This is a genomic window from Xanthomonas sp. MLO165, from assembly GCF_018831305.1.
In the GTDB taxonomy this organism is placed as follows: Bacteria; Pseudomonadota; Gammaproteobacteria; order Xanthomonadales; family Xanthomonadaceae; genus Xanthomonas; species Xanthomonas arboricola.
In genome coordinates, this window is record NZ_CP029263.1 from 1,335,397 (window position 1) to 1,361,695 (window position 26,299).

Genomic DNA, 26,299 nt, shown 5'->3' on the forward strand with positions numbered 1-26,299 from the left:
CTCCATGAAGAGCATCGATCCTGCCGATCTGGAAGCGTTGTTCGATGCGGTGCCGGACGTGCTGTTCTTCGTCAAGGATCGCGAGGGCCGCTATACCCACGTCAACCAGACCATGCTGCGGCGCCTGGGCCTGAAATCGCGCAAGGAATTGATCGGCAAGCGCGTTGCCGAGGTCTATCCCAGCGGGCTGGGCGCCAACTACGCCAATCAGGACGAGCAGGTGCTGGCCGGTGAAGTGATCGACAACCTGCTGGAACTGCATCTGTTCGCCAACCGCGAACCGGGCTGGTGCCTGACCTGCAAACGTCCGCTGCTGGTCGACGGCAAGGTGCAGGGCATCATCGGCATCTCGCGCGATCTGGGGCCGCAGGACGGGCACGAATCGCAGTACGAAAAACTGCGGCTCGCGCTGGCGTACCTCAACGCCAACTACGCGCAGAACGTGCGCATGCAGGCGCTGGTGGAGATCACCGGGTTTTCGATGTCCAAGCTGCAACGCTCGTTCCGCAAGGTGTTTCAACTCACCCCGCAACAGGTGCTGGCCAAGCTACGCCTGCAGATGGCCATGCATCTGCTGCACGGAAACAAGAGCCTCACCGAAATCGGGCATGCCTGCGGTTTCAGCGATCAGAGCGCCTTCGCACGGCAGTTCAAGCTGGCGGTCGGCATGACGCCACGCGAGTACCGCGCGCTGGCGAACGCGGCGCAGTTTCCTGCCGAACCGGCTTAGCGCGCCTGAGCAAGACGACTGCTCAGTTGCTGAGTCGGTCGAGCACGGCTTCTCTGTAATGCTTGCGGGGAGCTGCGTGAATCCATCGGGATTCCGGGTTGCAGTTTCGTTTGGTAGATGCAGTCGAAAGCCTGGTGAGTCGAGTGTGCGGCGCCCCCACCGCTTGCGGGACACGCCGTGAATCCGTCCATGGAGGCTCGGTGGCGGCATCCATGCCGCCACACGGTCCCGCAAGCGGCGAGGGCACCGCACCAGACAGTTGGTCGGCTGTTTTCCTGAAAGCTTGTTGCTCAGCCTGGGCAGAAGAGAAGTTGGTAGGTCACGTGTTGAAAGCCTGTCGGCTACCCCGCTTGCAACGGAGAGTCGTTAAGAGCTGGTCGCGCCCAGAGCAATCCGCCCAGCGCACCGCATGCTCTTGCTTGCAACCGTGCACACCGACCCTCTCGACGGGTCCTTGCCCGCCCACCGTCGCGGGACCTTACGCGGCATGGATGCCGCGTAAGAGCCTACACGGACGTACTTGCGGCGTGTCCCGCGAGGGTGGGCGGGCAAGGGCCTCGCAGCCAAACCGCAGCCCGCCGCTCTACTGCCGACCTGGTCGCGCGCACCGACACCCCAAAGACACGACCGAGCAACGACATAAAGACAGCCAGGATTCCAAGTCGCAGCATCGTTTAGTAGACGCGGCCAAAAGAATGGCTGAAGGCCGGCCGTTGCACAGGACGCGTTGATCTACTGCTGAAGATGAGTTGCTATCCGCATCAACGACTTGGGCGCGAACGACGTGGAGTCGTTCGCGCCCAAGCCTGTGCAGCCTATGCGGATGCGGTTACGCCAACATGCGCACCTTTGGTTCGCGTGCCCACTGGCGGGTCTTGGCGGCAGTGATGAATGCCTTGGTATCTGCCGCCGCGATCACACCCGCGTCCTTACCGACATTGCCGGCCTTCAGCAGCAGCTGCGCGCCATCGTCGAAGGCGATTGCCTTCAGATGCGCCCACGCATTGCTGACAAAATCCAGCGCCGCCGATTCGCGTGTCAGCGCCTTGGCAGCTTCCGACGACAACACCACTGCCACTGCATCGAACACCACCGAGGGTGTGCCGGCCAATTGACCATCTGCAGCCAGTTGCTTGCCGTCGCTGAGCTTGGCGCCGCCCAGTTTCGGCGCAACGATCTTGACCGTAGCACCGGCGGCTTCGGCGGCCTTGCGCACCTCCTTGATCGTCGCTGCATCGGAGCCATCGTGAATCAGGATGCCGACCGTGCGGCCCTGCAAGGTGTCCTTCATCTTGCCGATCAGCTGCAAGGCAGGCGACAGCGGCATGTCGGTCGGTGCGACCGCAGCCGGCGGCGCCGGCGGCAACGTGGTCATGCCCATGCCATCGGCCACACGCTGTGCCAGCGTCGGGTCGATGTGACGCAGGTGACCGACGATGGCTTCACGCACGTGCGCGGTCTCCACCTTGGACAACTCGAACACCAGCGCCGATGCCATATGCGCCTGTTCCGGTGCGGTCTGGCTGCGGAAGAACATGCGTGCCTGGCTGTAGTGATCGGCAAAACTTGCTGCGCGTACGCGGCCCTTGGCGCCGTCTTCGGCCGGTGTCGCATGGCTGGGGAATCCACGCAGCGCCTCACGCGGTGCATCGGCCTGCAACGAGCTGGGTTCGTAGGCGACACGGCCCTTGGGGACGCCCATCTGCATATGGCCGTCGCGCTGGTTGTTGGCGAACGGGCACTTGGGCGCGTTGACCGGGATCTGGTGGAAGTTCGGTCCACCCAGGCGGCTCAGCTGCGTGTCCAGATACGAGAACAGGCGGCCCTGCAGCAGCGGATCGTTGCTGAAGTCGATGCCGGGCACGATGTTGGCCGGGCAGTACGCGACCTGCTCGGTCTCTGCGAAGAAGTTGTCCGGCCAGCGGTCCAGCACCATGCGGCCGACGATCTGCAGCGGCACCAGTTCTTCCGGAATGACCTTGGTCGAATCCAGGTGATCGAACGGGAATGCATCGGCTTCCGCCTCGGTGAACAGCTGCACGCCCAGCTCCCACTCGGGGAAGTCGCCGCTCTGGATCGATTCGAACAGATCGCGACGATGGAAGTCCTGATCGGCGCCGGCGATCTTCACTGCCTCGTCCCAGATCGTGGACTGCAGGCCGAGCTTGGGGCGCCAATGGAACTTGACGAAGGTGCTGTCGCCCTTTTCATTGAGGAAACGGAAGCTGTGGATGCCGAAGCCTTCGATCATGCGCAGCGAGCGCGGAATGGTGCGATCGCTCATCGCCCACATGATCATGTGCATCGACTCGGGGCTCAGCGAGATGAAGTCCCAGAAAGTGTCGTGCGCACTGGCAGCCTGCGGGAAACCGCGGTCCGGCTCCATTTTCACCGCGTGGATCAGGTCCGGGAACTTCATCGAATCCTGGATGAAGAACACCGGGATATTGTTGCCCACCAGATCCCAGTTGCCTTCCTTGGTGTAGAACTTCACCGCAAACCCGCGCACGTCGCGCGGCGTGTCCACCGAGCCGGCACCACCGGCAACGGTGGAAAAACGCGTGAACAGCGGCGTCTTTTCGCCGACTTCGGTGAAGATCTTGGCAGTGGTGTACTGGCTCAACGACTTGGTCAGCTCGAAATAGCCATGCGCCGCGCTACCGCGTGCGTGCACGATGCGCTCGGGGATGCGCTCGTGATCGAAGTGGGTGATCTTCTCGCGCAGGATGAAGTCTTCCAGCAACGTCGGCCCGCGCGGCGTGGCGCGCAGCGAGTTCTGGTTGTCGCCAACCGGAATGCCCTGGTTGGTGGTCAGCTGCGGATGCGTGCCGCCGGCCTTCTGATGCAATTCATCGCCCGTGCCGCGCAACGTTTCGGGAGTTGCGCTGACAGCAGCGGTGGACGGAAGTTGCGCGGACTTGCTGGGGGACTTGGGCATGGGACTCCACTCTGGCGGGCTTGAAATGCGGGCTGATCCACTGAGCCTGGGAGGGGCGCTGTTAAGTGCATGTGTCTGCATGCGAACGAATACTCACATGCAACCAAAAGCTTGCGCTGGATCGCAGCCGTCCGATGCGTCGGTCACGCAATGTGCCGACGCACGTCTGCAAGCGCATGCAGCGAACGCGACCGTTACATGCCGACTACAGCAGATCCAGCGGCTGCTTGCGCGTCGGTGGCGGGAACGCACGGTCCAGTTCGGCAAGGTCCTGCGCGTCCAGGTGCAGCGTGCACGCAGCTGCATTCGCGCGCACATGCGCGGGCGTTCCCGATTCGGGAATGGCAATGACCTGGCCGCTGCGGATCGCCCATGCCAGCGCTACCGCAGTTGCGGCCACGCCGCGTCGCTCGCCGATCGCGTGCAGTACCGGGTGATCCAGCAATGCGCGGCTGCCTAGCGGCGAATACGCCATTACCGTCACCTCGTGCTGTGCGCACCACGGCAGCAGATCGAACTCGATGCCGCGGCTACCGGCGTGATACAGCACCTGATTGACCAGGCAATGCTGCCCGCCCTCGATCTCCCACAGCTCCTGCATGTCCTCCACATCGAAATTCGATACGCCCCAGTCGCGGATCTTGCCGGCATCGCGCAAGGCCTCGAAGGCATCGACCACCTCGCGCAGCTCGCTGCCGCCGCGCCAGTGCAGCAGATACAGATCCAGCGTGCGCACGCCAAGCCGCTGCAGGCTGGCCTCGCAGGCACGCGCGATGCCGCGCGCGCTGGCATTGCTCGGCAGGACCTTCGATACCAGATAAGGCCGCTGCGCGCTGTCCATGGCCTGGCCGATCAGTTGCTCCGACCGTCCATTGCCATACATCTCGGCGGTGTCGATCAGGCGCATGCCCAATTGCTGGCCTGTCTGCAGCGCATCGATCTCCTGCTGCGGCGGGTGTCGTCCCTGGCCCAGGTTCCACGAGCCGAGCCCGAGTGACGGCACGCTGCGTCCGTTGCGCAGGCGCACCGTGGGGCAGGGAGATGAGGTGGAAACGGACATGGGTGGCTCCTGATGATGCGATCAATGCGAGTGTGACTGTGCCGGCGTTGCTGTCGCGTGCGGTGGTGTCAGCGTTGCCTGTGCATCCCAGAACGTGCAGCGATGCCGTTGCGCGAAGTCGGGCGTTGCGCCGATCCTGCCGGGCGACAGCGTCAACGGAGCGTCGCCATCGAAGCGCGGCCATTGCGGACGGCCAGCCCCGTTCGGATCGCCGGTGCGCGCAAACGCGCCCCAGTAATCCTGCAGCGTATTGGCGAAGGCCTGCTGCGCCGGCGTGAACGCCGGCTCGCCACTGAGTACCCACGGACGCTGGAACAGGTACACCAGTTCGGACGCGTGATACGCGCCCAGCGGATGCGAGAACGGCAGGCGCAACAGGCCGTAAGGCGCCTGCGGGTTGTCGAATTCGTACGCATACACCGGCGCGCGGGTGTGCAAGGCCTGGCCCAGCCTACGTGTCGGGCAGGCGAATCCGCCATCGGTGACGATGTCGGCAAATGCATCCCAGCGCGATTGCGCGGCAACGTCCGCGTAGCGCGCCATGATCGCGCTAGGGTCGGCATGCATGCGCTTGAGGCGTGCCTCATAACCGCTGCGCAGGTTGAGCTTGCCGATGTAGGACAGCAACTGCGCAAACAGCCGCCCTTCGTTGCGGTTGGTGCCGATCAGCACCGGCACCTGCGCATGTTGCAGGTTGGCGATCGCCTTGGCGGGCGGCAACGGCAACACCTCGCCGCCGGACATCGGCGCCCACGCATCGCTGCCGGTCAGGCCACGTCGCTGCGGTTTTGCGTCGGCCACGCTGTCGGCAGGCAATGCGCGCAGGCACGCGGCAACATCGCCTGAGCGCTCGCAGCCAAGCGTCTGCGCCATGCGCACACCGCCGCGCTCGGCTTCGGCACGCGGCAGGCTGGAATCGCTGGCCAGGCAACTGCCGCTCTGCAGGATTGCGCGTTGGAACAGACCGGCCGCGCCCGGTGCGGCCAGTTGATAGCAGATGCTCCAGGCACCGGCCGATTCACCGAACACGGTGACGTTGTGCGCATCACCGCCGAAGGCGGCGATGTTGCGCCTGACCCAACGCAACGCAGCCTGTTGATCGAGCAATGCATATGCGCCTTCGCCCTCGCCACGCAGCGCCGGATGCGCGAAGAAACCGAACACCCCCAGCCGGTAATTGGGCGCCACCACGATGACGTTCTGCCGCGCCGCCAATGCACTCAGGTCGTAGTCGACATTGCTGCCCAGCTCCAGCGCGCCACCGTAGATCCACACCATCACTGCGCGCGGATGCGCCGGCGCAGGGCCGGGTGGCGCATAGACGTTGAGGGTGAGGCAATCCTCGGACACCTGCTTCTGCCCGAAGCGATAACGCGGCAGGCACGCCGGCCCGGCCTGGGTGGCATCGCGGACTCCCTTCCAGGCGGGCGCCGCCTGCGGCGCGCGAAAGCGCAATGCGCCCACCGGCGGCGCGGCGAACGGCACGCCCAAGAACACCCGCCCCTGCGCGCCGGCAACACCGCGGACTGCGCCGGCATCGGTCTGCACCACCTCGGCCTGCGCATCGGCCGCGTGCACCAGCGCCGGCACCTCGCCAGGGCGGCGGGGCGCGCACGCGGTCAGCGTGCAGGCCACCAGCAGGAGGATGCCGAAGTGTTTCAGCTGAAGCATGCGCAGGTCTGCCGTGTGCGTGAGGACGTCCGCCATCATCTCCACCGCACGTGTAGGGCAGGCAAACGTGTGGTTGGTAGGGCTCCGGCATGAGATGGCCGGGTACACGTGTCGCCGAGGATTGGTCAGATATCGCTGCCTACGACGTATGTGTATCTACTCGCGCAGTCCTCATGCACGAGTGTTGATGCATCCGCCGGCGAGGGGCAGATGGCATCGCTGTCGCCTGGTCGAGTGCGGTGCGATGAGCGCAGCACGCGCCGGAGGGCAATCTTTCATCGCTGCCCATGAAGAGCCGGCTATCGCCCTGGCTGTGACAAACGCAAAACCTGTGTTGGCGGCAGCGCCGTCCCGTCCCGGCACGGCAACAAAAAACCCAGCCGTGTGACCGGCTGGGTTTCGCGTTTTTACCTGGTGGTGGCGCTTACGCCTCCACGTCGTCCTTGTACGCATCCACCGGGATGCAGGCGCACATCACGTTCTTGTCGCCGTAGACGTTGTCCACGCGCGCCACCGGCGGCCAGTACTTCTGCTGCTTGAGGCTGGGCAGCGGGAAGGCGGCTAGTTCGCGCGGGTAGGCGTGGGTCCACTCGCTGGCCGACACCTGGGTGGCGGTGTGCGGGGCGTGCTTGAGCGGGTTGTCGTCGCGGTCCAGGCGGCCGTCTTCGATGGCGCGGATCTCTTCGCGGATCTGGATCATCGCGTCGATGAAGCGGTCCAGTTCGTGCTGCGATTCGCTTTCGGTCGGCTCCACCATCAAGGTGCCGGCGACCGGGAAGCTCAGCGTCGGCGCGTGGAAGCCGAAGTCGATCAGGCGCTTGGCGATGTCTTCGGCACCGATGCCGCTGGTCTTTTCCAGCGGGCGGATGTCGAGGATGCACTCGTGCGCCACCAGGCCGTTGCGGCCGGTGTACAGCGTCTTGTAGTGCGGCGCCAAGCGCTTGGCGATGTAGTTGGCATTGAGCAGGGCCACCTGGGTCGCCTTGCGCAGGCCGCCGCTGCCCATCATGGTCACGTACATCCAGCTGATCGGCAGGATCGAGGCCGAGCCGTAGGCCGCCGCGCTGACCATGCCGCCAATGCGCGAGGAGTGTCCACTCCCGCTTTCGGAGTTGAGTCCGCCGCCATGGATGGCGGCAGTTTGACCTTCGCCGGCATGGATGCCGGCACGAGGCAGGTATGGCGCCAGATGCGACTTCACCGCGCACGGGCCCACACCCGGGCCGCCGCCGCCATGCGGAATGCAGAAGGTCTTGTGCAGGTTCAGGTGCGACACGTCCGAGCCCCACTTGCCGGGCTTGGCCACGCCGACCAGGGCATTCATGTTGGCGCCGTCGGTGTAAACCTGGCCACCATGCGCATGCACCGCTTCGCAGATCGCCACCACGTCCTCTTCGAACACGCCGTGGGTGGACGGGTAGGTGATCATCAACGCGGCCAGACGCTCGGAGTACTTTTCCGCCTTGGCGCGGATGTCGTCGACATCGACATTGCCGTTGGCATCGCACTTGGTCACGACCACGGTCATGCCGCACATCTGCGCCGACGCCGGGTTGGTGCCGTGGGCGGATTCCGGAATCAGGCAGATGTCGCGATGCGCTTCACCGCGCGCGCGGTGATAGGCACGGATCGCCAGCAGGCCGGCGTACTCGCCCTGCGCGCCGGAGTTGGGCTGCAGGCTCACCGCGTCGTAGCCGGTGCATTCGACCAGCATCGCTTCCAGCTCCTCGATCAGCTGCGCATAGCCAGCCGATTGCTCGGCCGGGGCCAGCGGATGGATTGCGCCGAATTCGGGCCAGGTCACCGGGATCATCTCGGCGGTGGCGTTGAGCTTCATCGTGCAGCTGCCCAGCGGGATCATGGTGCGATCCATCGCCAGGTCCTTGTCGGCCAGCGAGCGCATGTAGCGCAGCAGTTCGTGCTCGCTGTGGTGGGTGTTGAACACCGGGTGTGTCAGGAACGCGCTGCTGCGCAGCAGGCCCTGCGGCAATGCGTCGGCGGTGGCGGCATCGAGTGCGTCCACATCCGCCTGCGCGCCGAACAACGCGGCCAGCGCGACCACATCGGCGCGCGTGCTGGTTTCATCCAGGCTGATGCCGACCGCTTCGCTGTCGATCGCGCGCAGGTTGATGCCGGCGGCGCGGGCCTTGGCGTGGATGGCCTCGGCATCGATCGCCTTGACGTGCAGGGTGTCGAAGAACTGCTCGCCCACGGTGACACCGGCGCCGCGCAGGGCGGCGGCCAGGATCGCGGCAAGGCGATGCGTGCGCCGCGCGATGCGGGTCAGGCCCTCGGGGCCGTGGTAGACCGCGTACATCGAGGCCATCACGGCCAGCAGCACCTGCGCGGTGCAGATGTTGGAGGTGGCCTTCTCGCGGCGGATATGTTGCTCGCGCGTCTGCAGGGTGAGGCGGTAGGCCGGGTTGCCGGCGGCATCGATCGACACGCCGATCAGGCGGCCCGGCATCGAGCGCTTGTAGGCATCGCGACAGGCCATGAACGCGGCGTGCGGGCCGCCGAAGCCGAACGGCACGCCGAAGCGCTGCGAATTGCCGACCACGATATCGGCGCCCCATTCGCCGGGTGCGGCGATCAGGGTCAGCGCCAGCAGGTCGGTGGCCACCGCGACCAGGCCGCCTTGCGCGTGCACCGCATCGGCCAGCGCAGCGTGATCGCCGATGTGCCCGAAGCTGTCCGGGTACTGCAGCAGCACGCCGAAGCACTCGGCCTGCAAGGCCTCTTCCGGCGTGCCGACGCGCAGCACGATGCCCAGCGGCTCGGCGCGGGTGCGCAGCAGTTCCAGCGTCTGCGGGTGCACCGCGTCATGCACAAAGAAGGTGTCCGACTTCGACTTGGCCGAGCGCTTGGCCAGCGTCATCGCTTCGGCCGCGGCAGTGGCCTCGTCCAGCAGCGAGGCGTTGGCGATCTGCATGCCGGTGAGGTCGGTGCACAGGGTCTGGAAGTTGATCAGCGCTTCCATGCGGCCCTGCGAAATCTCGGCCTGGTAGGGCGTGTAGGCGGTGTACCAGGCCGGGTTTTCCAGGATGTTGCGCAGGATCACCTTGGGCGTATGGGTGCCGTAATAGCCCTGGCCGATGAAGCTGCGCTGCACCTGGTTCTTGCTGGCGATGGCGCGGATCTTGGCCAGCGCCTCTTCTTCGGTGATCGCCTCGGGCAGCGCCAGCGCCGCTGGCGACTTGATGTTGCCGGGCACGATCGCATCGGTCATCGCATCCAGCGAGGCGTGGCCGACCACCTCCAGCATCTGTGCGATTTCTGCGTCGTTGGGGCCGATATGGCGTTCGACGAACGCACTGTGGTGTTCGAGGTCGCGCAAGGAAGACGTGGTCTGGGACATGGCGGGCATCCGGGGCAGGGGGCAGACGAATGGTCGACGGCCACCGGACCGGCGTGACGCGCGCAGCGCATCACCTCCTGTCGCAGCGACAGTCTTCCTCGCGCCCCTCTGTCCTTTTGCCTGAGAGTTTAAGAACGCGGCATGGCGCTGGGCCTGCCTGCGTTCCGTGCCCCTTCGGCGCCGGCATCGGCCGGTCTCTCCAGAGTTGTACTGCGGATGGTATCGGGCCTGAGCGATTACGGGCTGTTGCGCCTTCGGCAGCGGCAGTGCCGCTTCTCCCACCGTGTTGCCGGCCGATTATAGCCTGCGTGCGCACGCGCCGGAGCGCACGCGGCAGGCCATGCGCTCGGGTTTGCTTAACCTTGCAACGGCCAGCGCCTATCATCGACGCCCTTGTGCTCATCCCGACGCCGCCCCCAGGGCGGCGCCGGCGTGCGTCCCCCCGATGCACCACGTTTCGGATCCCTGCATGACCCCCACCACGCCTTCCACCCGTCGCATGGCGCTGCTGCTCGCCGGGTTGGCGATGTTCGGCCCGTTTTCCATCGACACCATCTTCCCGGCGTTCTCGCGGCTCAGCCGCAGCCTGGCGGTGGACGAGGTGGCGATCCAGCAGACCATCAGCGTCTATCTGCTCGCCTACGGGCTGATGAGCATCGCGCACGGCCCGCTGTCCGATGCCTGGGGCCGCAAGCGGGTGATCCTGGGCGGGCTGGTGCTGTTCATCGCCGGCTCGGTGGGCTGCGCGCTGTCTCAGGACCTGCCCACCCTGCTGGCGTTCCGCGCACTGCAGGGGCTGTCGGCCGGGGTAGGCATGATCGTCGGGCGGGCGGTGATCCGCGACCTGTTCCAGGGGGCGGACGCGCAACGGCTGATGAGCCAGGTGTCGATGATCTTCGGCATCGCCCCGGCGATCGCGCCGATCATCGGCGGCTGGATCCTGCTCAGCGGTGCCGGCTGGCCGCTGATCTTCTGGTTCCTGGTGGCGTTCGGGCTGGTGCTGCTGGTGGCCACGCTGACCTGGCTGCCGGAGACCCACCCGCCGGAGGCGCGCACGCCGCTGCAGCTGCGCCGCCTGATGCACGACTACGTGCGGATCGGCTTCAACCCGCGTTTTCAGCGGCTGGCGGCGGCCGGTGCGTTCAACTTCGCCGGCATCTTTTTGTACATCGCCTCGGCGCCGGTCCTGATCATGCGCCACCTGCACCTGGGCGAGGGCGACTTCGCCTGGCTGTTCATTCCCACCATCGGCGGCATGACGCTGGGCTCGTTCCTGTCCGGGCGCATGGCCGGCAGCATGGACCCGGTGCGGCAGATCCGCATCGGCTTCATCTGCTGCGGCGTGGCGGCGCTGGCGAACCTGGGCTACACCATGACGGCGGCGCAGATCGCGCTGCCCTGGGCGGTGCTGCCGATCTTCCTGGCCGGCGTGGGCATGGCGCTGATCTTCCCGATCCTGGCGCTGGCGGTGCTGGACATGTACCCGCATCAGCGCGGCCTGGCCTCCTCGCTGCAGGCCTTCACCCAGCTGATGACCAATACGCTGGTGGCCGGGGTGCTGTCGCCGCTGCTGAGTGAACACCCGCGCCATCTGGCGATCGGCATGACCGGTTTTTTCCTGCTGGGCTGGCTATTCTGGCGCTGGGAACGCCGCAGCGGCCGCCGTCTGCGCCGCCGCCAGGCCGAGGAGGCAGTGCCTCTGGAGCCGGCCGACCATCTCTGACCTCACAGGAGCCTGCATGTCCACCGATTCCAAGCTGCGCCGCGATGCCCGCAAGCGCGCCGCCGAGCGCCAGCGCAACCAGGCCGCCGCCAATCCCGCGCCGGTCTCGCCGATCGAGCCGCATGCCGAACTGCGCGACCAGCAACGCACGCTACTGGCCGGCATCGTCCGCCGCGACGGCGAATGGGTGCTGGGCATGGACGGCCGCATTGCCGGCGAAAGCACCAGCGCCGCCCAGGTGCTGGCCCTGATCATGCGCGCGGCCGAGCTGCACGAGCGCCAGGGCACGCCGGTACGGCTGACCTATTCGGATGCGCTCAAGGACGCGGCGCATGCCGAGGCGGCCGCCGACGGCAGGGATTTCGAGGCGTTCCGGATCGAGTTCGCGCAGAAGCTGGTGCCCGCGCGCACCAACTGAGGTCATAACGCAGCGGTGTCGGCGAGGCCGGCTCCGAACACGGCCCATTCCGCGTCAGCGGGCCGTGTTCGGTGCTGACCTGCGCCAGCGCTTGGCTGTGGATCAGCCGGCGCGCTGGATCAGCGCGCCGGAGCCTGTCGCTGGACGTCCTGCTGCTGCGCCTGTTCCTGCGCGGCGGCGTTGCGATCCTGCTCGGCGCCCACTGCCTGCGCGCGCTGCAGGCTGTGGTCCACCGGCGTCTGCTGCGCGGCCTGGGCATCGAAGGGTCCGCGCAGGTGCGCCGGCGAATCCAGCGCTCCCTGGACCACGAAGCCCTGTGCCGGGTCGCGGCCGAGCACCACGTGGTCGACGCGCTGCAGCCCGTGCTCGCGTGCGGCCACCAGCGCGCCGGCTGCCAGGCGCTCACTGTCCGCATCGGGTACGCGGCCGCGCGCGGCTTCCAGCTGCTCCACCGCTGCGGTGCATTGGGTCAGCAGCGCATGGTCCGGACTGGCCGGATTGCGCGGATCCGCCGCCGCGGTTTCCGCAGCCGCCTGGCGCGGAAGCGCCTCGGCATCGATGCGCTGCAACCGGCCGTCGTATGCCCCATCGGCGCCGTCGGCGATGCGCTGCAGCCGCTCGACGAACGGATACGGCTCGCCGCCCACATTGCGGGCCATCGCGATCGCGAAGCGTTCGGGTGACTGCGGTGCGGCGTTGCGGTCGCCGACCAGCGCCGTCAGCGAGCTGCCGCCGATCCTGCCGGCTTCGACGCTGGCCTGGGTCTGCTGCATCAGCGCCTGCATCTGCGCCTCGCTGAAGGCCAGCGTGGTCTTCTGCCCTGGCGCAATCGCACCGGTGCCCGCCATGTCGCCGCTCAGCGCGCTGTTGAGATTCTGTGCAATCGCCTTTTCCTCGCTGGCCTCGTTGCGCCCGCCCAGGCGTTGCAGCAGCCCCGGCGCGGCGACATCACCATCGATCTCGAAGCGGTAGCTGCGTTCCTGCACGCGTTCGGTGTCGTTGCCGTCGTACTGGCGCACGATCGTCAGCGGCACGTTGCCGCCGTATTGCAGCTGCTGCACCACGGTGTAGCCGTCCTGGCCCGGTGTGCTGATGCGCACCTGGCTGCCCTGATTCCGGTTGCCGGCCACATCGGCGCTGAGCGGGCCCAATTCCAGCTGCAGACGCTGCTGCGAGCTGAAACTGATCCGCTCCACCGTCTGTAGCTCATCGACGCCGGGCACGCCCGGTGCCATCTTGCCCTCGCGCACAAAGTCGCCCATGGCTGCGCGCGCACGCGGATCGGCCAGGTCGAATTGCGCGCTCTCCACACGCGACTGGCCCAGGGCGTCGGCGCGCCCGAGCAGGGCCTGCGCCGGTCCCACCTTGACGCCAACGGCGTTCACTGCCTCGATGGCTGCATTGGGCCCGGTCACCACACGCACGTGGCGCTCGTCCACGCGCTCGATCAGGTAGCTGCGGCCGCTGGCTTCGGTGATCTCGCTTTGCATGGTGAGGTGTTGCAGGCTCGCCGAGGCGTCGCGCTGGGTGTAGGTCTGCGCGTCCATCACCGCGCGCGCGCCGATCGGCAGGCTCTCCGGCTGCAGCGGATTGACGCGGGTGGCCGCTTCTGCAGGCTGGTCTGCACCGGGCAGCGTCAGTGCGTAACGCATGCGCTGCCCGGCACTGGTGCTGGTCTCGATGCTCAGCTTGCTGTCGCCGAGCTTGGTCTGCAGGCGTTGCTGCTGGCCGGTGTTGGCGTCGGCCTCGAGGTTGAAGGTGGTGGTCTTGGCTTCGGCGTCGCTGAGCTTGCCCAGGCCGAGCGAGCGGCTGCTGCGCAGGCTGTTCTCGCCCAGTGGCTGCGTCGGACTGCCGCTGCTCTGCTCGCTGGTATGGGAATACTTGACCGTCTGATCTTCGGGGCTGAGCTCGATGTTGCTGCCGCCCACTTCCAGCGCGTAGTCGCTGCTCTTGCTGCTGTAGATCGGGTCGAATGCGCGGTCGTTTGCGTCGTCGATGAACTGCTTGTTGCGGTCCGCGTCGCGCGGGTCCGGGCCGGTGGAGGTGTTGTTCACTGGATGCATCCTGCATGCTGCGCCGGTGCAGCGGGCGCGCAGTATATCGCCGGCGTTTTGTGCGTTTATCAAATCAACGTTATGCGGCGGCCAGGGTGAGGGCCGTCGCCTGCCGCAGGAAACGCGTGCGTCAGTGCGGTGCGGCAGGCACAGGCGTAGTGCTGGCGGCCGCGGGTGCGTTCGCCTGCCAGCCGCACAATTTCCCCTGGTTCTGCTGCTTCAGCCACTCGTTCATCGGCGCGAAATATTCCAGCATCGGGCCGGCATCCAGGCGGTCGTTGCCGGTGAGTTCCTTCAGCGTGGTCTGCCAGGGTTGGCTGGAACCCCGTTGCAGCATCGACCAGAACTTCTGCCCGGCGTCCTTGTTGCCGTAGAAACTGCACTCGTACAACGGGCCTTGATGGCCGGCGGCTTCGCACAGGCCCTTGTAGAACTGGAACTGCAGGATGTGCGCGAGAAAATACCGGGTGTACGGCGTGTTGCCGGGCACATGGTACTTGGCGCCGGCATCGAAGAACTCTTCGCCGCGCGGGCTCGCCGGTGCCACGCCCTGATACCTGGCTTTCAGTTCCCACCAGGCCTGGTTGTAACGCTCGGGGGGGATCGAGCCGTCGAACACGCCCCAGCGCCAGCGATCGATCATCAGGCCGAACGGCAGGAAGGCGATCTTGCTCAGCGCCATGCGCATCTGCGAATTGAGCAGCGCCTCGCGGCTGGTTTGCTGTTCGCCCACCATGCCGATCGACTGCAGATACTTGGGCGTCATCGCCAGCACGATGGTGTCGCCGATCGCTTCGTGGAAACCGTCGTTGGCGCCGTTCTGGAACAGTGGCGGTAGCGGGTTATAGGCCAGGTCGTAATAGATGTGCCCAAGCTCGTGATAGATGGTGGTGAAATCCTCTTCGGTCGGCTTGATGCACATCTTGGTGCGCACGTCCGCACCGATGTTCTGCGTCGCTTCGCCGCCCATGTTCATGTCCCATGCGCTGGCATGGCAGACCACGTCGCGGTCCAGCGGTTTGATGAACTGCGAACGCTGCCAATAGGTGTCGGGAAGCTTGGGCATGCCGAGCGAGGTGTAGAAATCCTGCGCACGTTCGGTCATCTGTCTTGCGGTGCGCAGCTGCGCTTCGCGCTCGGCCTGGAAGCGCGCGCCACTGCCGCCCTCCGTGCCGGTGGTGCGCGCCAGCACCGCACTCAGGTTGCCCTGGTACTGTTTTTCCAGCGCAGCGGTGATGTCCAGGTCGCCGGCACCCGGGTACGGCTGCAGCAGGTCCCACAGATTGCTCCAGTCCTGCTGCCACATATTGCCCATCAGATGCGCCGGCAACATGCCGCCGGCGAGCTCGCCCTTGTCCTTGCCGTACTGCGTATCGAGCTTGCCGCGCGCATAGCACTGCAGTTGTGCGTATAGCGGCTTGACCTGGTCCCAGAGACGGTCGGTCTCGCTGGCCAGTTGCGCTGGCGGCATGTCGTAACCGCTGCGCCACAGCACGCCGACATCGGCAAAGCCCAGCCCGCGCGCGCCCTCGTTGGCGAGCTCGACAAAGCGCTGGTAGTCCTTGCGCATCGGGACTGCAGTGCCATGCCAGCCCTGCCAGGCATCCAGCTGTTCGGCGTAATCACGGCTGCTGGCCAGCACCTGTTCCAGCTCGCCAAGCTGGCGGCAGCGGCGTTGTTCGCCATCGCCCATGCAATAACTGGCCGCACCATAATCGCCTTCCATCTTGGCGGCGATCCGGGTGAGCTCTGCCAGCTTGGCCGGGTCGCGTGGTGCGGGCAGGGCGCTCATCAATTTCAGCAGTTGCAATGCACGCGCGCTGTCGGCCGACATCGGGGTGCCTGCATACTGCTTGGATTGTTCGATCCAGCGGTCCAGTTGCGCCAGCGAGCGTTCGTTGGCCTTGGCGGCCAGCAGCTGCGAGTCGCCGTTGATGTAGGTCGAAGACAACCATTGCGCGGCGGTGAGTTCTGGGTAAGCGGCCTTGTACTCGGCGCTGATGCGCGCGACGAACTGGTCGGCGCTTTCCTCCGGCGCGGTTTTGGTGGCAGCGGGCTTGGCGGGTGCTGCCGCGTCCTGACGGCAGGCCGACAACGACAGGGTGCCGGCTGCCACGGCCAGTGCCAGCCACAACAAACGAGGATTCACGGGTGGTCCTTGCGGTGAAGTCCGACGCAGGCTAGAGCGCGTCGAGGTTCACCGCAAGCGCTGTCACGGTGTACGCGACTTGGGTGGGCTGCAAATCCATCTGTGCTCGTCAGAGCAAGTGCCACATTGGCGTGCTCACCGCAGGCGGGCACGGCCGTTACCTGTTTGCTCGCGATGTACTGCCAGTTGCTTCAAGACTGGGGGACCGATGGCATTGGGTTGATGGAGCGGTGTAGGCGGATCAGTTGCAGAGCGGATGATCTGCCGCTTGGCTGCGGGGCCCTTGCCCGCCCACCCTCGCAGGACACGCCGCAAGTACGTCCTTGTAGGCTCTTACGCGGCATCCATGCCGCGTAAGGTCCCGCGACGGTAGGCGGGCAAGGACCAGTGGAGATGGTCGGTGTGCACGGTAAGAGCAGTGCGTGATGCGCGTTGTTCGATACTCGACGTCCGACACACGCGCGACAAGCAGCTTTTCACGAGATTGCTTTTGGTGTCGTGCTCCAAAGGACTGGACGACGCTGATGTATCAGCTGCAGAGCGGTTGATCTGCCGCTTGGCTGCGGGGCCCTTGCCCGCCCACCCTCGCAGGACACGCCGCAAGTACGTCCATGTAGGCTCTTACGCGGCATCCATGCCGCGTAAGGTCCCGCGAGGGTGGGCGGGCAAGGACCAGTCGAGATGGTCTGTGTGCACGGTAAGAGCAGTGCGTAATGCGCGTTGTTAGATGCTCGAAGTCCGACACACGCGCGACAAGCAGCTTGTCACGCGTTGTTTTGGGTGTCGTGCTCCAAAGGTCTGGACAGCGCGGATAGATCGGCTACAGAGCGGATGATCTGCGGCTGGGTTGCAGGGCCCTTGCCCGCCCACCCTCGCAGGACACGCCGCAAGTACGTCCATGTAGGCTCTTACGCGGCATCGATGCCGCGTAAGGTCCCGCGAGGGTGGGCGGGCAAGGGCCCGTCGAGATAGTCGGTGTGCACGGTAAGAGCAGTGCCTGATGCGCGTTGTTCGGAGTGTCGTGCGTCCGAAAATCTTTCCATCGCAAGTTGCGCAGCAAGTCTTCAAAAAAGAATCCGACCAACTTACTGGCGCGGTGTCCTTGCCGGCATGGATGCCGCCAGGGCGCCTCCACGGGAAGATTCACGGCGTGTCGCGCGAGCGGCTAGGGCACCGTGCCTTCGATAAGCCATGCTTGAAGAAATCCAGCTGCATTTATCCCGTGCATTGCGCGAACAGATCGCGCTCGCGCGCATAGGCGCTGGTCTTGACCTGCATCAGACCGAGCACCGACGGAAACAGCGCGTCCTGATCGGTGTACTGGCCGGCACGGTGGCGCAGGCAGGTTTCGTCCAGGCCGCGGTCACGTGCGAACTCCGGCGAGAACCACATCACCATCGGCACGTGGGTCTGTTCCTTGGGCGCGATCGCGTATGGCACGCCATGCAGGTAGAGGCCTTTTTCACCCAGCGATTCGCCGTGATCGGAGAGGTAGATCATCGCGGTGTCGTAGTCCTGCAGCCCGCGCAGCGTGTGGATGGCCTGGTTGAGGAAGTGATCGGTATAGGTGATGGAATTGTCGTAGGCGTTGACGATGTTCTGGCGGCTGCAACTGCCCAGGTCGGCGGTCTTGCACACCGGCTTGAAGCGCTCGAACTGTGCCGGGTAGCGCTCGAAGTAACTCGGCCCGTGGCTGCCGAGTTGGTGCAGCACCACCACGCGGTCGCCGGGCTTTGCGCGGACTTGCGCAGCCAGGTCGCTCAGCAGGATCTCGTCCATGCAGCGGCCATCGGCGCACAGCCCTGGCGTGGTGGCATCGTCCAGCTTCTGGATGTCCAGGCCATCGCAGACGCCCTTGCAGCCGGACTGGTTGTCGCGCCACAGCGTGGAAATGCCGGCATGTTCGAGCACATGCAGCAGCGACTGGTGGCCGCGGATCGTGTCCTCGTTGTAATCGCGGCGACCGAACGGCGAAAACATGCACGGCACCGAGACCTCGGTGCTGGTGCCGCAGGAATGCATGTCGGGGAAATTGATCACCCCGGCCTGGGCCAGCTCGGGCGTGGTCTGGCGCGCATAGCCGTTGAGGCCCCAGTTCTGCGCACGTGCGGTTTCGCCCAGCACCACCAGCAGCAGGCGCGGACGGCTTCCGGGTGCACGTGGTGTGGCCATGGCGTCGTGTTCGACCGGTTGCTTGGGCGCATGCTTGATTGGCGAATCGGATTTGAGGTTCTGCCGCAGTGCCACGATGTAGTTGATCGGCGTGGCCAGGTAACGTACCTCGCGGTGATTGCGCATCAACGCCGAGACGTCCTGCGACGACAGCATCGCGCCGGCCGCGCCGACCACTGCCACCACCAGCAAGAAACCGGCGCGGATTGCCAGTGATCTGCCGATGCTGGGTGCCTGCAGGCGCGTGCGCCACAACAGCGTGGCCGGAATCAGGAAGTAGCACAGCAGCGGCAGGATCAGGTCGGGCGTGAGCAGTTCGCGCGATTCCTTGTGGTCGGTATGCAGCACATTGCGCAGCATGTCCGCATCCAGGTAGACGTTGTAGCTGTCCATGTAGTGCGCAGCCAGCGCGGTGGTGAACAGCAGCAGCGTCAACAGCGGCTTGGCGTTCCAGCGCCACACCAGCAGGCCCAGCAATAACGCATGCACGGCCACCAGCAAGGCCATCAACGAGATGGCAAACCCGAGACTGCCCGGATGCGTGGCCATGGCCGTGTGCCAGAACAGCTGGTTGCACACCAGTGCGAAGAACAGACTCGACAACAATACCAAGGTTTCGGTCGAGACCGTCGGTCGCGTCGTCCAGCTCAGTGCGCGCAGGCGCTTGAACCCACGCGATTGCGGTAGATAGGTACTCATGCTGCATCCCCCGATTGCAACACCACAACATTGGCGCGATGCGGTCGAGCCAGCATCACGCAGTACAGTGCAAGTGCAGTTCCCCAACACACCGCCAGCGACCACAGGTCGTGCGACAGAAAATGCGCGCCGCGTAATTGCTGCGCAATCCCGAACAACAACCCTGCCGCGATGCCCAGCCACAATGCAGGAACACGCCACGCAGGACGTAGTGCCAGCGCACAGAAATACAGCGCCACCCACGCATAACCGGCGCTGGCGTGGCCTGCAGGAAAACAACCGGACGCAGCAATGCCGTGGCGCGATTCGAACAGCCCGATCATCTGCTGGGTGCCGCCGTAACGGCTCAGATCCCACGGGCAATCCATCGCCGTCCACGACTTGAGCAAGGACACCAGCGAGGTCGACAGTGCGATCGATGCAGCCAGATACGTCAGCGGCCAGCGCAGCACACGCAGGCGCGGCCGGTACCAGGCAATCAGCGCCAGCACCAGTACGCTGACAGCGCCGGCGGTGCTCAACCATTTGCCGACACGGTGAATCACGCCACTGGTGAACCAGTGGTCCTTGAGCAGCCACTGCCCACCTTCCAGGCGATACAGCGCATCGGCAACCCACTGGTCGCCGCCGGCGCCCATCAACAACGCGCTGAGCACGAGCACGCCTGCCAGCGGCAGCCATAGATGCCGAACGAGAAAGCGGGTTTGCGCAACGGTGGCTGTGCGCGCCAGGGCTGGTGCGTATACGGGAAGCGTGGTCATCGAAGCATCGGCCGGTGGTCTATGCCCGGCATCTTCGAAAGCGGCATGTCGGAAAGCGGTCGGACCGGAGTTGTCCGGCGGTTAACGCGCTATCCGGCGTTCAGTCTGTCTCGCTGTCGCCACTGCCGGTGTTGGTGTCGGAGGCGGTTGCAACGCAACCGGCATGCCATGCCGTGCCCGGCACCAACTGCCATTGATTGCGGTTGGACTCGCCAATATCGATCCGTTGCGCCGGATCGATGCACGCCGGTACCGCCTGCTTGAGGACGAACAGCCAACGGCGCTCAGGTGCGTTTGCAAGCCACAGACCGGCCTTGGCCCACTGCTGCTGCCAACTCGCCTTGAAGCCGAAGTCGGTGACCGGTCGATCCGCCTGCAGCATGTTCTGCTCGCGCCAGGCCAGCATGCCGAGCTCGGCCTCCGGGCCGATGCGCTGTCCCACGCGCTGCATCAAGCGGGCGGCAGAACTGTACGGGTCCAGTGCCGGCATCAAGCCCAGGCCATACACGCTCCACAGCGCGGCGGTCACCACCACCACCGCGGTGCCGGTGCGCTTGCCACGCGACCATGCAATTGCCGCCAGGCCGACCACACCCAGGCCGATCAACCAGAGAGCCACCGACCGCAGCGAGGCCAACTCCATCCCGCGCTGCAGGGCGGTGTTTTCCGCCCAGTGCAGATGCAGTGCGATACCGCTGCCCAATGCAAGAGCGGCCAGCGCAAGCAGCAGCAGGTAGCCGGTCAGCAATACGCGGACGCCACGTTTGCGCAGCAGCCCGGCCAGAAGCGGTGCGGCGGCGATGCACAGGGCCGGCAGCATCGGAAAGATGTAGACCTCGCGCTTGCCCGGGCTGGCGCTGAAGAACACCAGCACCAACATGCTCCAGGCAAGCAGCAACAGATAGCGCGGGTCGCCGCGTCGCAGCCGCCGCCACCAGGCCGGCAGCAGCCAGGGCAACAGCAGGCAGCCGGGCAACCACAACGTGGCGATCACCTGCAGGTAGTACCAGGCCGGCTTGAGGTGATGCCAGGCGTGGGCGTAACGGGTACCGGTCTGCTTGAACAACAACTCGTGCGCGTAGGCATGCAGCGTCGGGTCGTTGCTCTGCCACAACGCGATACCCAGCGGACCAAGCCATACCGCGGTCCCCGCCAGGAACGCGGGCAGCACCAGCAACCAGCTGCGCCCGGCCTGTGCGCGTGCCGGCAGCACGCGCCAGTGCCTGCGCGGCAGCGCCATCCACGGCAGCAACAGCAGCAAGGGCAGAAAGCCCACACCCTTGGTCACCGTGCCCACGCCGGCGGCGAACAATCCCAGCGTCCATGCGCGCCAGTCCGGCCCGCGCAGCAGATGCCGCAGCATCCCCCACAACGACAGCGTGGTCAGCGCCACCAGCACCATGTCGATCTGCGCACGCTTGGCCATCAGGCCGAACTGCAGCACCGCAAACAATGCCAGTACCGCATGCCGCGCCACGCGCCGGTTCCACAACCGCCGCGCGATGTCCCAGGTCAGCCATAACGTGGCGAGCGCAGCCAGCAGCGACGGCAGCAGGAACGCGACCGGCCAGTGCGGCACCAGCTCGTAGCTGGCTGCCTGCAACCACATGAAGACCGGCGGTTTTTCGGCATACAGCTCGCTGCCCCGGTGCGGCAATAGCCACTGACCGGTCGCAACCATGCTGCGTGCGGCCAGCACAAAGCGCGGCTCGTCCGGCGGGTTGGGCTGGCGCAGGCCCAGCCCGGCCAGCAGGCTGACGACGATCAGCAACACGGCGGCGAGCAGTGCGCGCTGGCGGGAAGTGGCGGCGGAGATGGCAGGCGACACGCGCACGCCCCGATCGGTGGGGCGCCACACTATCCGGCAAGCAGGTCGGAATTTTGTCGGAGCCATCCAGAGCGGCTGTGTTCGGCCAGGCTCGGTTAGGATGCGCACATCGTCCCTGCCGGGCCGCCCTGGAAACGCGCTCATGCGGCTGCTGGTCATCGAAGACAACCGCAACATGGTTGCCAACCTGTTCGACTATTTCGAAGCGCGCGGGCACACCCTTGACGCAGCGCCCGACGGCATCACCGGCCTGCATCTGGCCACCACCCAGCAGTACGACGTGCTGGTGCTGGACTGGATGATGCCGCGCATGGACGGCCCGGAAGTGCTGCGCCGCCTGCGCGAGCAGCACCAGTCCGAGCTGCCGGTGATCATGCTCACCGCCCGCGACGAGTTGCCCGACAAGATCGCCGGCTTCCGGGCCGGTGCCGACGACTATCTGACCAAGCCGTTCGCGCTGCCGGAACTGGAGGTCCGCATCGAGGCCCTGCTTGCGCGTGCGCATGGACGCCGACGCGGCAAGTTGTTGCAGGTGGCCGATCTGCGTCTGGACCTGTCCACGCTGGAAGCCACCCGCGCCGGCCAGGTGCTGCATCTGTATCCGGCCTGCCGCAAGCTGCTGGAAGTGCTGATGCAGGCCAGCCCCGCCGCGGTTACCCGCCAGCGGCTGGAGCAATCGCTATGGGGCGACGATCCGCCCGATGGCGACATGCTGCGCTCGCATATCTACGAGTTGCGTCGCAGCGTGGACGGCCCGTTCGCGCAGAAACTGATCCACACCCTGCCGCGGCTGGGCTATCGCCTGGCGCCGCTGGAAGGTGCCGGCGATCCCGCTGCGGGCGAGTGCAGCGATGCTTAGGCAGCGCCCGTTGGGCCGCCGCGTGCTGGTGTGGTTGTTCGGCTACACGCTGTTGATGGTGCTGGCGGTGTTCGGCACCGCGCAGTATCTGCACGAGCGCGCAGAACACGGCGTGTGGCGCTCGTTGCTGAATTCGGAGCTGGACAGCATCCTGGATCGCAGTGCGCAGAATCCGGATTACCGCTGGCAGGACTCGGACACCTTGCGGCTGTATCGCGTCGACGGCGGCGCGGCAGTGCCGCCGGTCTTGCGCACGCTGCATCCCGGCCTGCACGACGAGCTGGAAATCGCCGGCCGCCAGAGCGCGGTGATGGTGCGCGACACACCGCATGCCGGGCGCCTGGCGCTGGTGCTGGACATCACCGACTTCGAGGCGCTGGAGCAGTTCATCACCCGCTGGATGCTGGCGGCAGGCGTCGCGCTGATCGGCATCACCTTGCTGATGGGCACTTATGCGATGGCGCGGTTGGTGCGCCCGCTGGTGGAGCTGGCGCGCGACATCGGCGCGCTGCGTCCCGAGCGGCGTGCACAACGCATTGCTGTTGGCCCGCAGGGCAGCGCCGAGCTGTACGTGATTGCCGACGCGCTCAACGACTATCTCGACCGCAACGGCCAGTTCGTCGAACGCGAACGCGCCTTCATCGACAGTGCCAGCCACGAGTTGCGCACCCCGCTGGCGGTGATCGGCAACGCCGCCGAACTGGCGCTGGAGCAACCCGGCACACCACCGGCGGTGCGCCACCAGCTGGAGCGCATCGCCCAGACCAGCGCCGCGGTGGAGCAGTTGATCACCTTGTTGCTGGTGCTTGCCAAGGACCCCGGCCGGCTGACGCGCAGCAGCGATACGCTGCGTCTGGACCAGTTGCTGCCGGAGATCGTCGCCGACCACGCGCATCTGCTCGCCGACAAGGACCTGCAGGTACTCACCGACCCGCTTCCGCCATGCAGCCTCACCGCACCGGTGGCGATCGTGCAGACCGCCATCGGCAATCTGTTGCGCAACGCGATCGAGAACAGCGACCGCGGCATCATCCGCGTCTCGCTATCGGCACCAGGTGTGGTGCGCATTGCCGACCCGGGCCACGGCATGACGCCGGAGGAGATCAGCGCGATCTACGCGCGCCTGGCGCGCGGCAACACACGCCAGGGCAACGGCATCGGGCTGGAACTGATCGGACGCCTCTGCGAGCATCTGGGCTGGCATCTGAACCTGGATTCCAATGCCGGCCAGGGCACGGTGGCGACGCTGGACCTGTCCGGGGCATTGGCCGCGACAGCGAAGGGATGATGGGGCAGTCACGCAGGCGGTGACATCGCACGTGGTCGCGCACACGCCGCGTGTGCGGCATCTGCCAGCGCCCGACGGCTGTTTACTACGGCGTGGCAGCCACTGCGTTGAGTGGACGCATCGACTGATCTCGAGAGCCGCATCCAGCGCAACGCCCCTCGACCACGGCGCGGGCACTCAGGCCGGCAGCAAACCGCGCGCGCTCAACCAGCTGCGCGCATTTTCCGCATCCTGCTCGAACCAGGCGCGCGTGGATCCCAGCCGGTAGGTATAGCCCCAGGTGTCCATGTCGGTCATCAGGCGCGCGCTGCCCACGCCCGGCAATTGCTCGGCCAGCAGGATCTGCAGATAACAGGTGGCGTCTTCCTCATCCACCGAATCGGTGGCGTCGGTATGCACAGCCGCGCGTTTGTCGGCCGGCAGGACGATCAGGTGCCCGGCCTCGTGCAACAGCGAATGCACCGGCGTGTCGTCACGCACATAGACATCGCAGCCGATGATGCCGGCTTCCGGTTCGCCCCAGAAACTGCCAGGGATCGGCGCGCCGGCTTCCACGCGATGCAGGCGCAGGCCATAGCGGGCGAGCAGCGCGGCCGGCGCGTCCAGGCCGATATCGCCCACGCACAACACGCTGGCTGGCTCGGGGCTGGGAGAGGAATCGATGGTCACACGCAAAGGCTCGCGGTCGGTTCGGGCCGTCAAGGCGGCACCGTGCAAACACGGTGCCGCAGGGGCGCTTACTTGTCGCCGTCTTCGGGCAAGGCAACCGAAATATCGAGCACGTCATGCTCGCCATCCTTGACCAGATCAACCCGCACCGCATCGGCGTCGATGTTGACGTACTTCTTGATCACTTCCAGCAACTCGCGCTGCAGCAGCGGCAGGTAATCCGGCCCGCCGCGGTGGTTGCGCTCCTGCGCAATGATGATCTGCAGGCGGTTCTTGGCCGTCTCGGCGGTGTTCTTCTTGCTCTTGAGAAAATCGAGCAGGCCCATGCTTACCCTCCGAACAGCTTGCTGAAGAAGCCTTTCTTCTCCACGGATGTGAATCGCATCGGGCGCTCTTCGCCCATGATGCGGGCGACCGCGTCGTCGTAGGCCTGGCCGGCCGGGGACTCGGCATCCAGGATCACCGGCTCACCCTTGTTGGAGGCGTTGAGCACATCGCCGGATTCGGGAATCACGCCGATGGCCTTCAGCCCCAGCACTTCTTCCACGTCGGTGATGCTGAGCATCTCGCCGCCTTCCACGCGGCCCGGGCTGTAGCGGGTCAGCAGCAGGAAGGCCGGCACGGTCTGGCCTTGCTCGGCCTTGCGGGTCTTGGAATCGAGTAGACCGATGATACGGTCCGAGTCGCGGACCGAGGAAACTTCCGGATTGACCACCACCACCGCGCGGTCGGCGAAATACATCGCCAGGAACGCGCCTTTCTCGATGCCGGCCGGCGAATCGCAGACGATGTAGTCGAAGCCGTCGGCGGCCAGGTCCTTGAGCACCTTCTCCACGCCTTCCTGGGTCAGCGCGTCCTTGTCGCGGGTCTGCGAGGCAGCCAGCACGTACAGGTTGTCGAAGCGCTTGTCCTTGATCAGCGACTGCTTGAGCGTGGCTTCGCCATGCACGACGTTGACGAAGTCGTACACCACGCGCCGCTCGCAGCCCATGATCAGGTCCAGGTTGCGCAGACCGACGTCGAAGTCGATGACGGCGACCTTCTTGCCGCGCCGTGCCAGCCCGCAGGCCAGGCTCGCGCTGGTGGTGGTCTTGCCAACGCCGCCCTTGCCGGAGGTGACTACGATGATTTCAGCCAAAGGATTTCTCCGAATATTTCTGTGGTTGGGCTGCGTCAGTCCAGCGCAGCGATCTTGATCTGATCCTGCTCCAGCCAGACCTGGACGGCCTTGCCACGCAGGTCCATGGGAACATCGTCCAGCACCTTGTAGTGGCCAGCGATGGCAACCAGTTCGGCGTGGAAGTCGCGGCAGAAGATGCGCGCGTCAGGGTTGCCCTGGGCGCCGGCCAACGCGCGGCCACGCAGGGTACCGTAGATATGGATGCTGCCGTCGGCGATGACCTCCGCCCCGGCACCGACCGTACTGAGCACAGTCAGGTCGCAGTTCTCCGCATACAGCTGCTGGCCCGAGCGCACCGCGTTGCGTTGCATGCGCCCAGGCGCCGGCCGCGCCGCGGGCGCTGCGGGTTCGGCACGCGCCGGTGGTGGCGGGGGTGGCGGCGGGCTCACCGCGGTCGGCTCGTATTGCGCACGGAACTTGGCCAGCAGCGGTACGCCGAGCTGCTGCGAGAGCAGGTCGATCTCGCTGGTGCCGTAGGCCAGCGCCACCGGCAACACGCCGGCATCGCGCAGACCGTCCAGCAGCGCCTTGGCCGTGGCCAGGTCCGGTACCTGCGACAAGCCGCCGAAATCCAGGATCACCGCCGCACGTCCGAACAACTTCGGCGCGCGGGTCACGCGTTCGCGCATCTCGCGCACCAGGCGCGGCACATCCAGCGTGCGCACGCGCAGGTTGGCAATGCCCACCTGGCCGATCTTCAGTTCGCCGGCCTGTTCAAAATCCACATTCACGCTCGCCACGC

The 26,299-nt window shown here is 66.0% G+C and carries 18 protein-coding genes and 1 riboswitch; of the genes, 5 read left to right on the forward strand and 13 right to left on the reverse strand.

Annotated elements, in window-relative coordinates; all coding sequences use genetic code 11:
- The first annotated feature begins 4 nt into the window (after window positions 1-4).
- Entirely contained in the window at window positions 5-730 is a 726-nt protein-coding gene (locus DGN21_RS05795) for an AraC family transcriptional regulator (RefSeq protein WP_024939479.1), read from the forward strand.
- Window positions 731-1,559: 829 nt separating this feature from the next.
- On the opposite strand, the gene DGN21_RS05800 is transcribed toward DGN21_RS05795, so the two are convergent.
- From DGN21_RS05800 to gcvP, 4 genes are all read right to left on the reverse strand, one after another.
- Window positions 1,560-3,668, reverse strand: coding sequence for a catalase (locus DGN21_RS05800; RefSeq protein WP_160955129.1), 2,109 nt, complete (start codon window positions 3,666-3,668; stop codon window positions 1,560-1,562).
- Window positions 3,669-3,873: 205 nt separating this feature from the next.
- Window positions 3,874-4,728 carry an aldo/keto reductase gene (locus DGN21_RS05805; RefSeq protein WP_215825153.1) on the reverse strand — a complete coding sequence of 285 codons (855 nt, stop codon included), beginning with the start codon at window positions 4,726-4,728 and terminating at the stop codon, window positions 3,874-3,876.
- Window positions 4,729-4,749: 21 nt separating this feature from the next.
- On the reverse strand, window positions 4,750-6,399 hold the full coding sequence (locus DGN21_RS05810) for a carboxylesterase family protein (RefSeq protein WP_126967020.1): 1,650 nt from the start codon (window positions 6,397-6,399) through the stop codon (window positions 4,750-4,752).
- A gap of 424 nt (window positions 6,400-6,823) precedes the next feature.
- Entirely contained in the window at window positions 6,824-9,757 is a 2,934-nt protein-coding gene (gene gcvP, locus DGN21_RS05815; protein ID WP_126967019.1) for an aminomethyl-transferring glycine dehydrogenase, read from the reverse strand.
- Window positions 9,758-9,855: 98 nt separating this feature from the next.
- Window positions 9,856-9,970: riboswitch (glycine riboswitch) on the reverse strand.
- Between the two features lie 256 nt (window positions 9,971-10,226).
- Between gcvP and DGN21_RS05820 the strand changes: the two genes are divergently transcribed.
- Both DGN21_RS05820 and DGN21_RS05825 read left to right on the forward strand, forming a co-directional pair.
- On the forward strand, window positions 10,227-11,480 hold the full coding sequence (locus DGN21_RS05820) for a multidrug effflux MFS transporter (RefSeq protein ID WP_024939474.1): 1,254 nt from the start codon (window positions 10,227-10,229) through the stop codon (window positions 11,478-11,480).
- Window positions 11,481-11,496: 16 nt separating this feature from the next.
- Window positions 11,497-11,898: a hypothetical protein gene (locus tag DGN21_RS05825; protein WP_016901679.1), complete on the forward strand. Its 402-nt coding sequence runs from the start codon at window positions 11,497-11,499 to the stop codon at window positions 11,896-11,898.
- 119 nt (window positions 11,899-12,017) lie between these two features.
- On the opposite strand, the gene DGN21_RS05830 is transcribed toward DGN21_RS05825, so the two are convergent.
- The 5 genes from DGN21_RS05830 to DGN21_RS05850 all read right to left on the reverse strand — a co-directional run bounded on the left by DGN21_RS05830 (window position 12,018) and on the right by DGN21_RS05850 (window position 21,567).
- On the reverse strand, window positions 12,018-13,952 hold the full coding sequence (locus tag DGN21_RS05830) for an XVIPCD domain-containing protein (RefSeq protein WP_164738972.1): 1,935 nt from the start codon (window positions 13,950-13,952) through the stop codon (window positions 12,018-12,020).
- 130 nt (window positions 13,953-14,082) lie between these two features.
- The gene (locus DGN21_RS05835) at window positions 14,083-16,101 is read right to left on the reverse strand and encodes a M2 family metallopeptidase (protein WP_126967017.1); all 2,019 of its coding nucleotides are present in this window, start codon (window positions 16,099-16,101) and stop codon (window positions 14,083-14,085) included.
- Window positions 16,102-17,316: 1,215 nt separating this feature from the next.
- Entirely contained in the window at window positions 17,317-18,972 is a 1,656-nt protein-coding gene (locus tag DGN21_RS05840; protein ID WP_126967016.1) for a phosphoethanolamine--lipid A transferase, read from the reverse strand.
- The gene (locus DGN21_RS05845) at window positions 18,969-19,733 is read right to left on the reverse strand and encodes a phosphatase PAP2 family protein (RefSeq protein WP_126967015.1); all 765 of its coding nucleotides are present in this window, start codon (window positions 19,731-19,733) and stop codon (window positions 18,969-18,971) included. The genes DGN21_RS05840 and DGN21_RS05845 overlap by 4 nt, the downstream gene beginning before the upstream one ends.
- Before the next feature lie 100 nt (window positions 19,734-19,833).
- Window positions 19,834-21,567, reverse strand: coding sequence for a glycosyltransferase family 39 protein (locus DGN21_RS05850; RefSeq protein WP_160955133.1), 1,734 nt, complete (start codon window positions 21,565-21,567; stop codon window positions 19,834-19,836).
- Window positions 21,568-21,703: 136 nt separating this feature from the next.
- Between DGN21_RS05850 and DGN21_RS05855 the strand changes: the two genes are divergently transcribed.
- On the forward strand, window positions 21,704-22,420 hold the full coding sequence (locus DGN21_RS05855; protein WP_016901685.1) for a response regulator transcription factor: 717 nt from the start codon (window positions 21,704-21,706) through the stop codon (window positions 22,418-22,420).
- Window positions 22,413-23,708, forward strand: coding sequence for a HAMP domain-containing sensor histidine kinase (locus DGN21_RS05860; protein WP_126967014.1), 1,296 nt, complete (start codon window positions 22,413-22,415; stop codon window positions 23,706-23,708). The genes DGN21_RS05855 and DGN21_RS05860 overlap by 8 nt, the downstream gene beginning before the upstream one ends.
- A gap of 177 nt (window positions 23,709-23,885) precedes the next feature.
- Here DGN21_RS05860 and DGN21_RS05865 read toward each other — a convergent pair whose 3' ends face one another.
- The 4 genes from DGN21_RS05865 to minC all read right to left on the reverse strand — a co-directional run bounded on the left by DGN21_RS05865 (window position 23,886) and on the right by minC (window position 26,297).
- Window positions 23,886-24,377 carry a hypothetical protein gene (locus DGN21_RS05865; protein WP_102252572.1) on the reverse strand — a complete coding sequence of 164 codons (492 nt, stop codon included), beginning with the start codon at window positions 24,375-24,377 and terminating at the stop codon, window positions 23,886-23,888.
- 68 nt (window positions 24,378-24,445) lie between these two features.
- Window positions 24,446-24,703 (reverse strand): cell division topological specificity factor MinE, encoded by a 258-nt coding sequence (minE, locus tag DGN21_RS05870; RefSeq protein WP_005994583.1) that lies wholly within the window; start codon window positions 24,701-24,703, stop codon window positions 24,446-24,448.
- 2 nt (window positions 24,704-24,705) lie between these two features.
- Window positions 24,706-25,515 carry a septum site-determining protein MinD gene (gene minD / locus DGN21_RS05875; protein ID WP_046342008.1) on the reverse strand — a complete coding sequence of 270 codons (810 nt, stop codon included), beginning with the start codon at window positions 25,513-25,515 and terminating at the stop codon, window positions 24,706-24,708.
- 35 nt (window positions 25,516-25,550) lie between these two features.
- The gene (minC, locus tag DGN21_RS05880) at window positions 25,551-26,297 is read right to left on the reverse strand and encodes a septum site-determining protein MinC (RefSeq protein WP_016901690.1); all 747 of its coding nucleotides are present in this window, start codon (window positions 26,295-26,297) and stop codon (window positions 25,551-25,553) included.
- Window positions 26,298-26,299: the final 2 nt, after the last annotated feature.

Bases quoted from the DNA above. Each gene is read 5' to 3' on its own strand.
- DGN21_RS05795 (WP_024939479.1), top strand. From the start codon at position 5: ATGAAGAGCATCGATCCTGCCGATCTGGAAGCGTTGTTCGATGCGGTG.
- DGN21_RS05800 (WP_160955129.1), bottom strand. From the start codon at position 3,668: ATGCCCAAGTCCCCCAGCAAGTCCGCGCAACTTCCGTCCACCGCTGCT.
- DGN21_RS05805 (WP_215825153.1), bottom strand. From the start codon at position 4,728: ATGTCCGTTTCCACCTCATCTCCCTGCCCCACGGTGCGCCTGCGCAAC.
- DGN21_RS05810 (WP_126967020.1), bottom strand. From the start codon at position 6,399: ATGCTTCAGCTGAAACACTTCGGCATCCTCCTGCTGGTGGCCTGCACG.
- gcvP (WP_126967019.1), bottom strand. From the start codon at position 9,757: ATGTCCCAGACCACGTCTTCCTTGCGCGACCTCGAACACCACAGTGCG.
- DGN21_RS05820 (WP_024939474.1), top strand. From the start codon at position 10,227: ATGACCCCCACCACGCCTTCCACCCGTCGCATGGCGCTGCTGCTCGCC.
- DGN21_RS05825 (WP_016901679.1), top strand. From the start codon at position 11,497: ATGTCCACCGATTCCAAGCTGCGCCGCGATGCCCGCAAGCGCGCCGCC.
- DGN21_RS05840 (WP_126967016.1), bottom strand. From the start codon at position 18,972: ATGAGTACCTATCTACCGCAATCGCGTGGGTTCAAGCGCCTGCGCGCA.
- DGN21_RS05845 (WP_126967015.1), bottom strand. From the start codon at position 19,733: ATGACCACGCTTCCCGTATACGCACCAGCCCTGGCGCGCACAGCCACC.
- DGN21_RS05855 (WP_016901685.1), top strand. From the start codon at position 21,704: ATGCGGCTGCTGGTCATCGAAGACAACCGCAACATGGTTGCCAACCTG.
- DGN21_RS05860 (WP_126967014.1), top strand. From the start codon at position 22,413: ATGCTTAGGCAGCGCCCGTTGGGCCGCCGCGTGCTGGTGTGGTTGTTC.
- minE (WP_005994583.1), bottom strand. From the start codon at position 24,703: ATGGGCCTGCTCGATTTTCTCAAGAGCAAGAAGAACACCGCCGAGACG.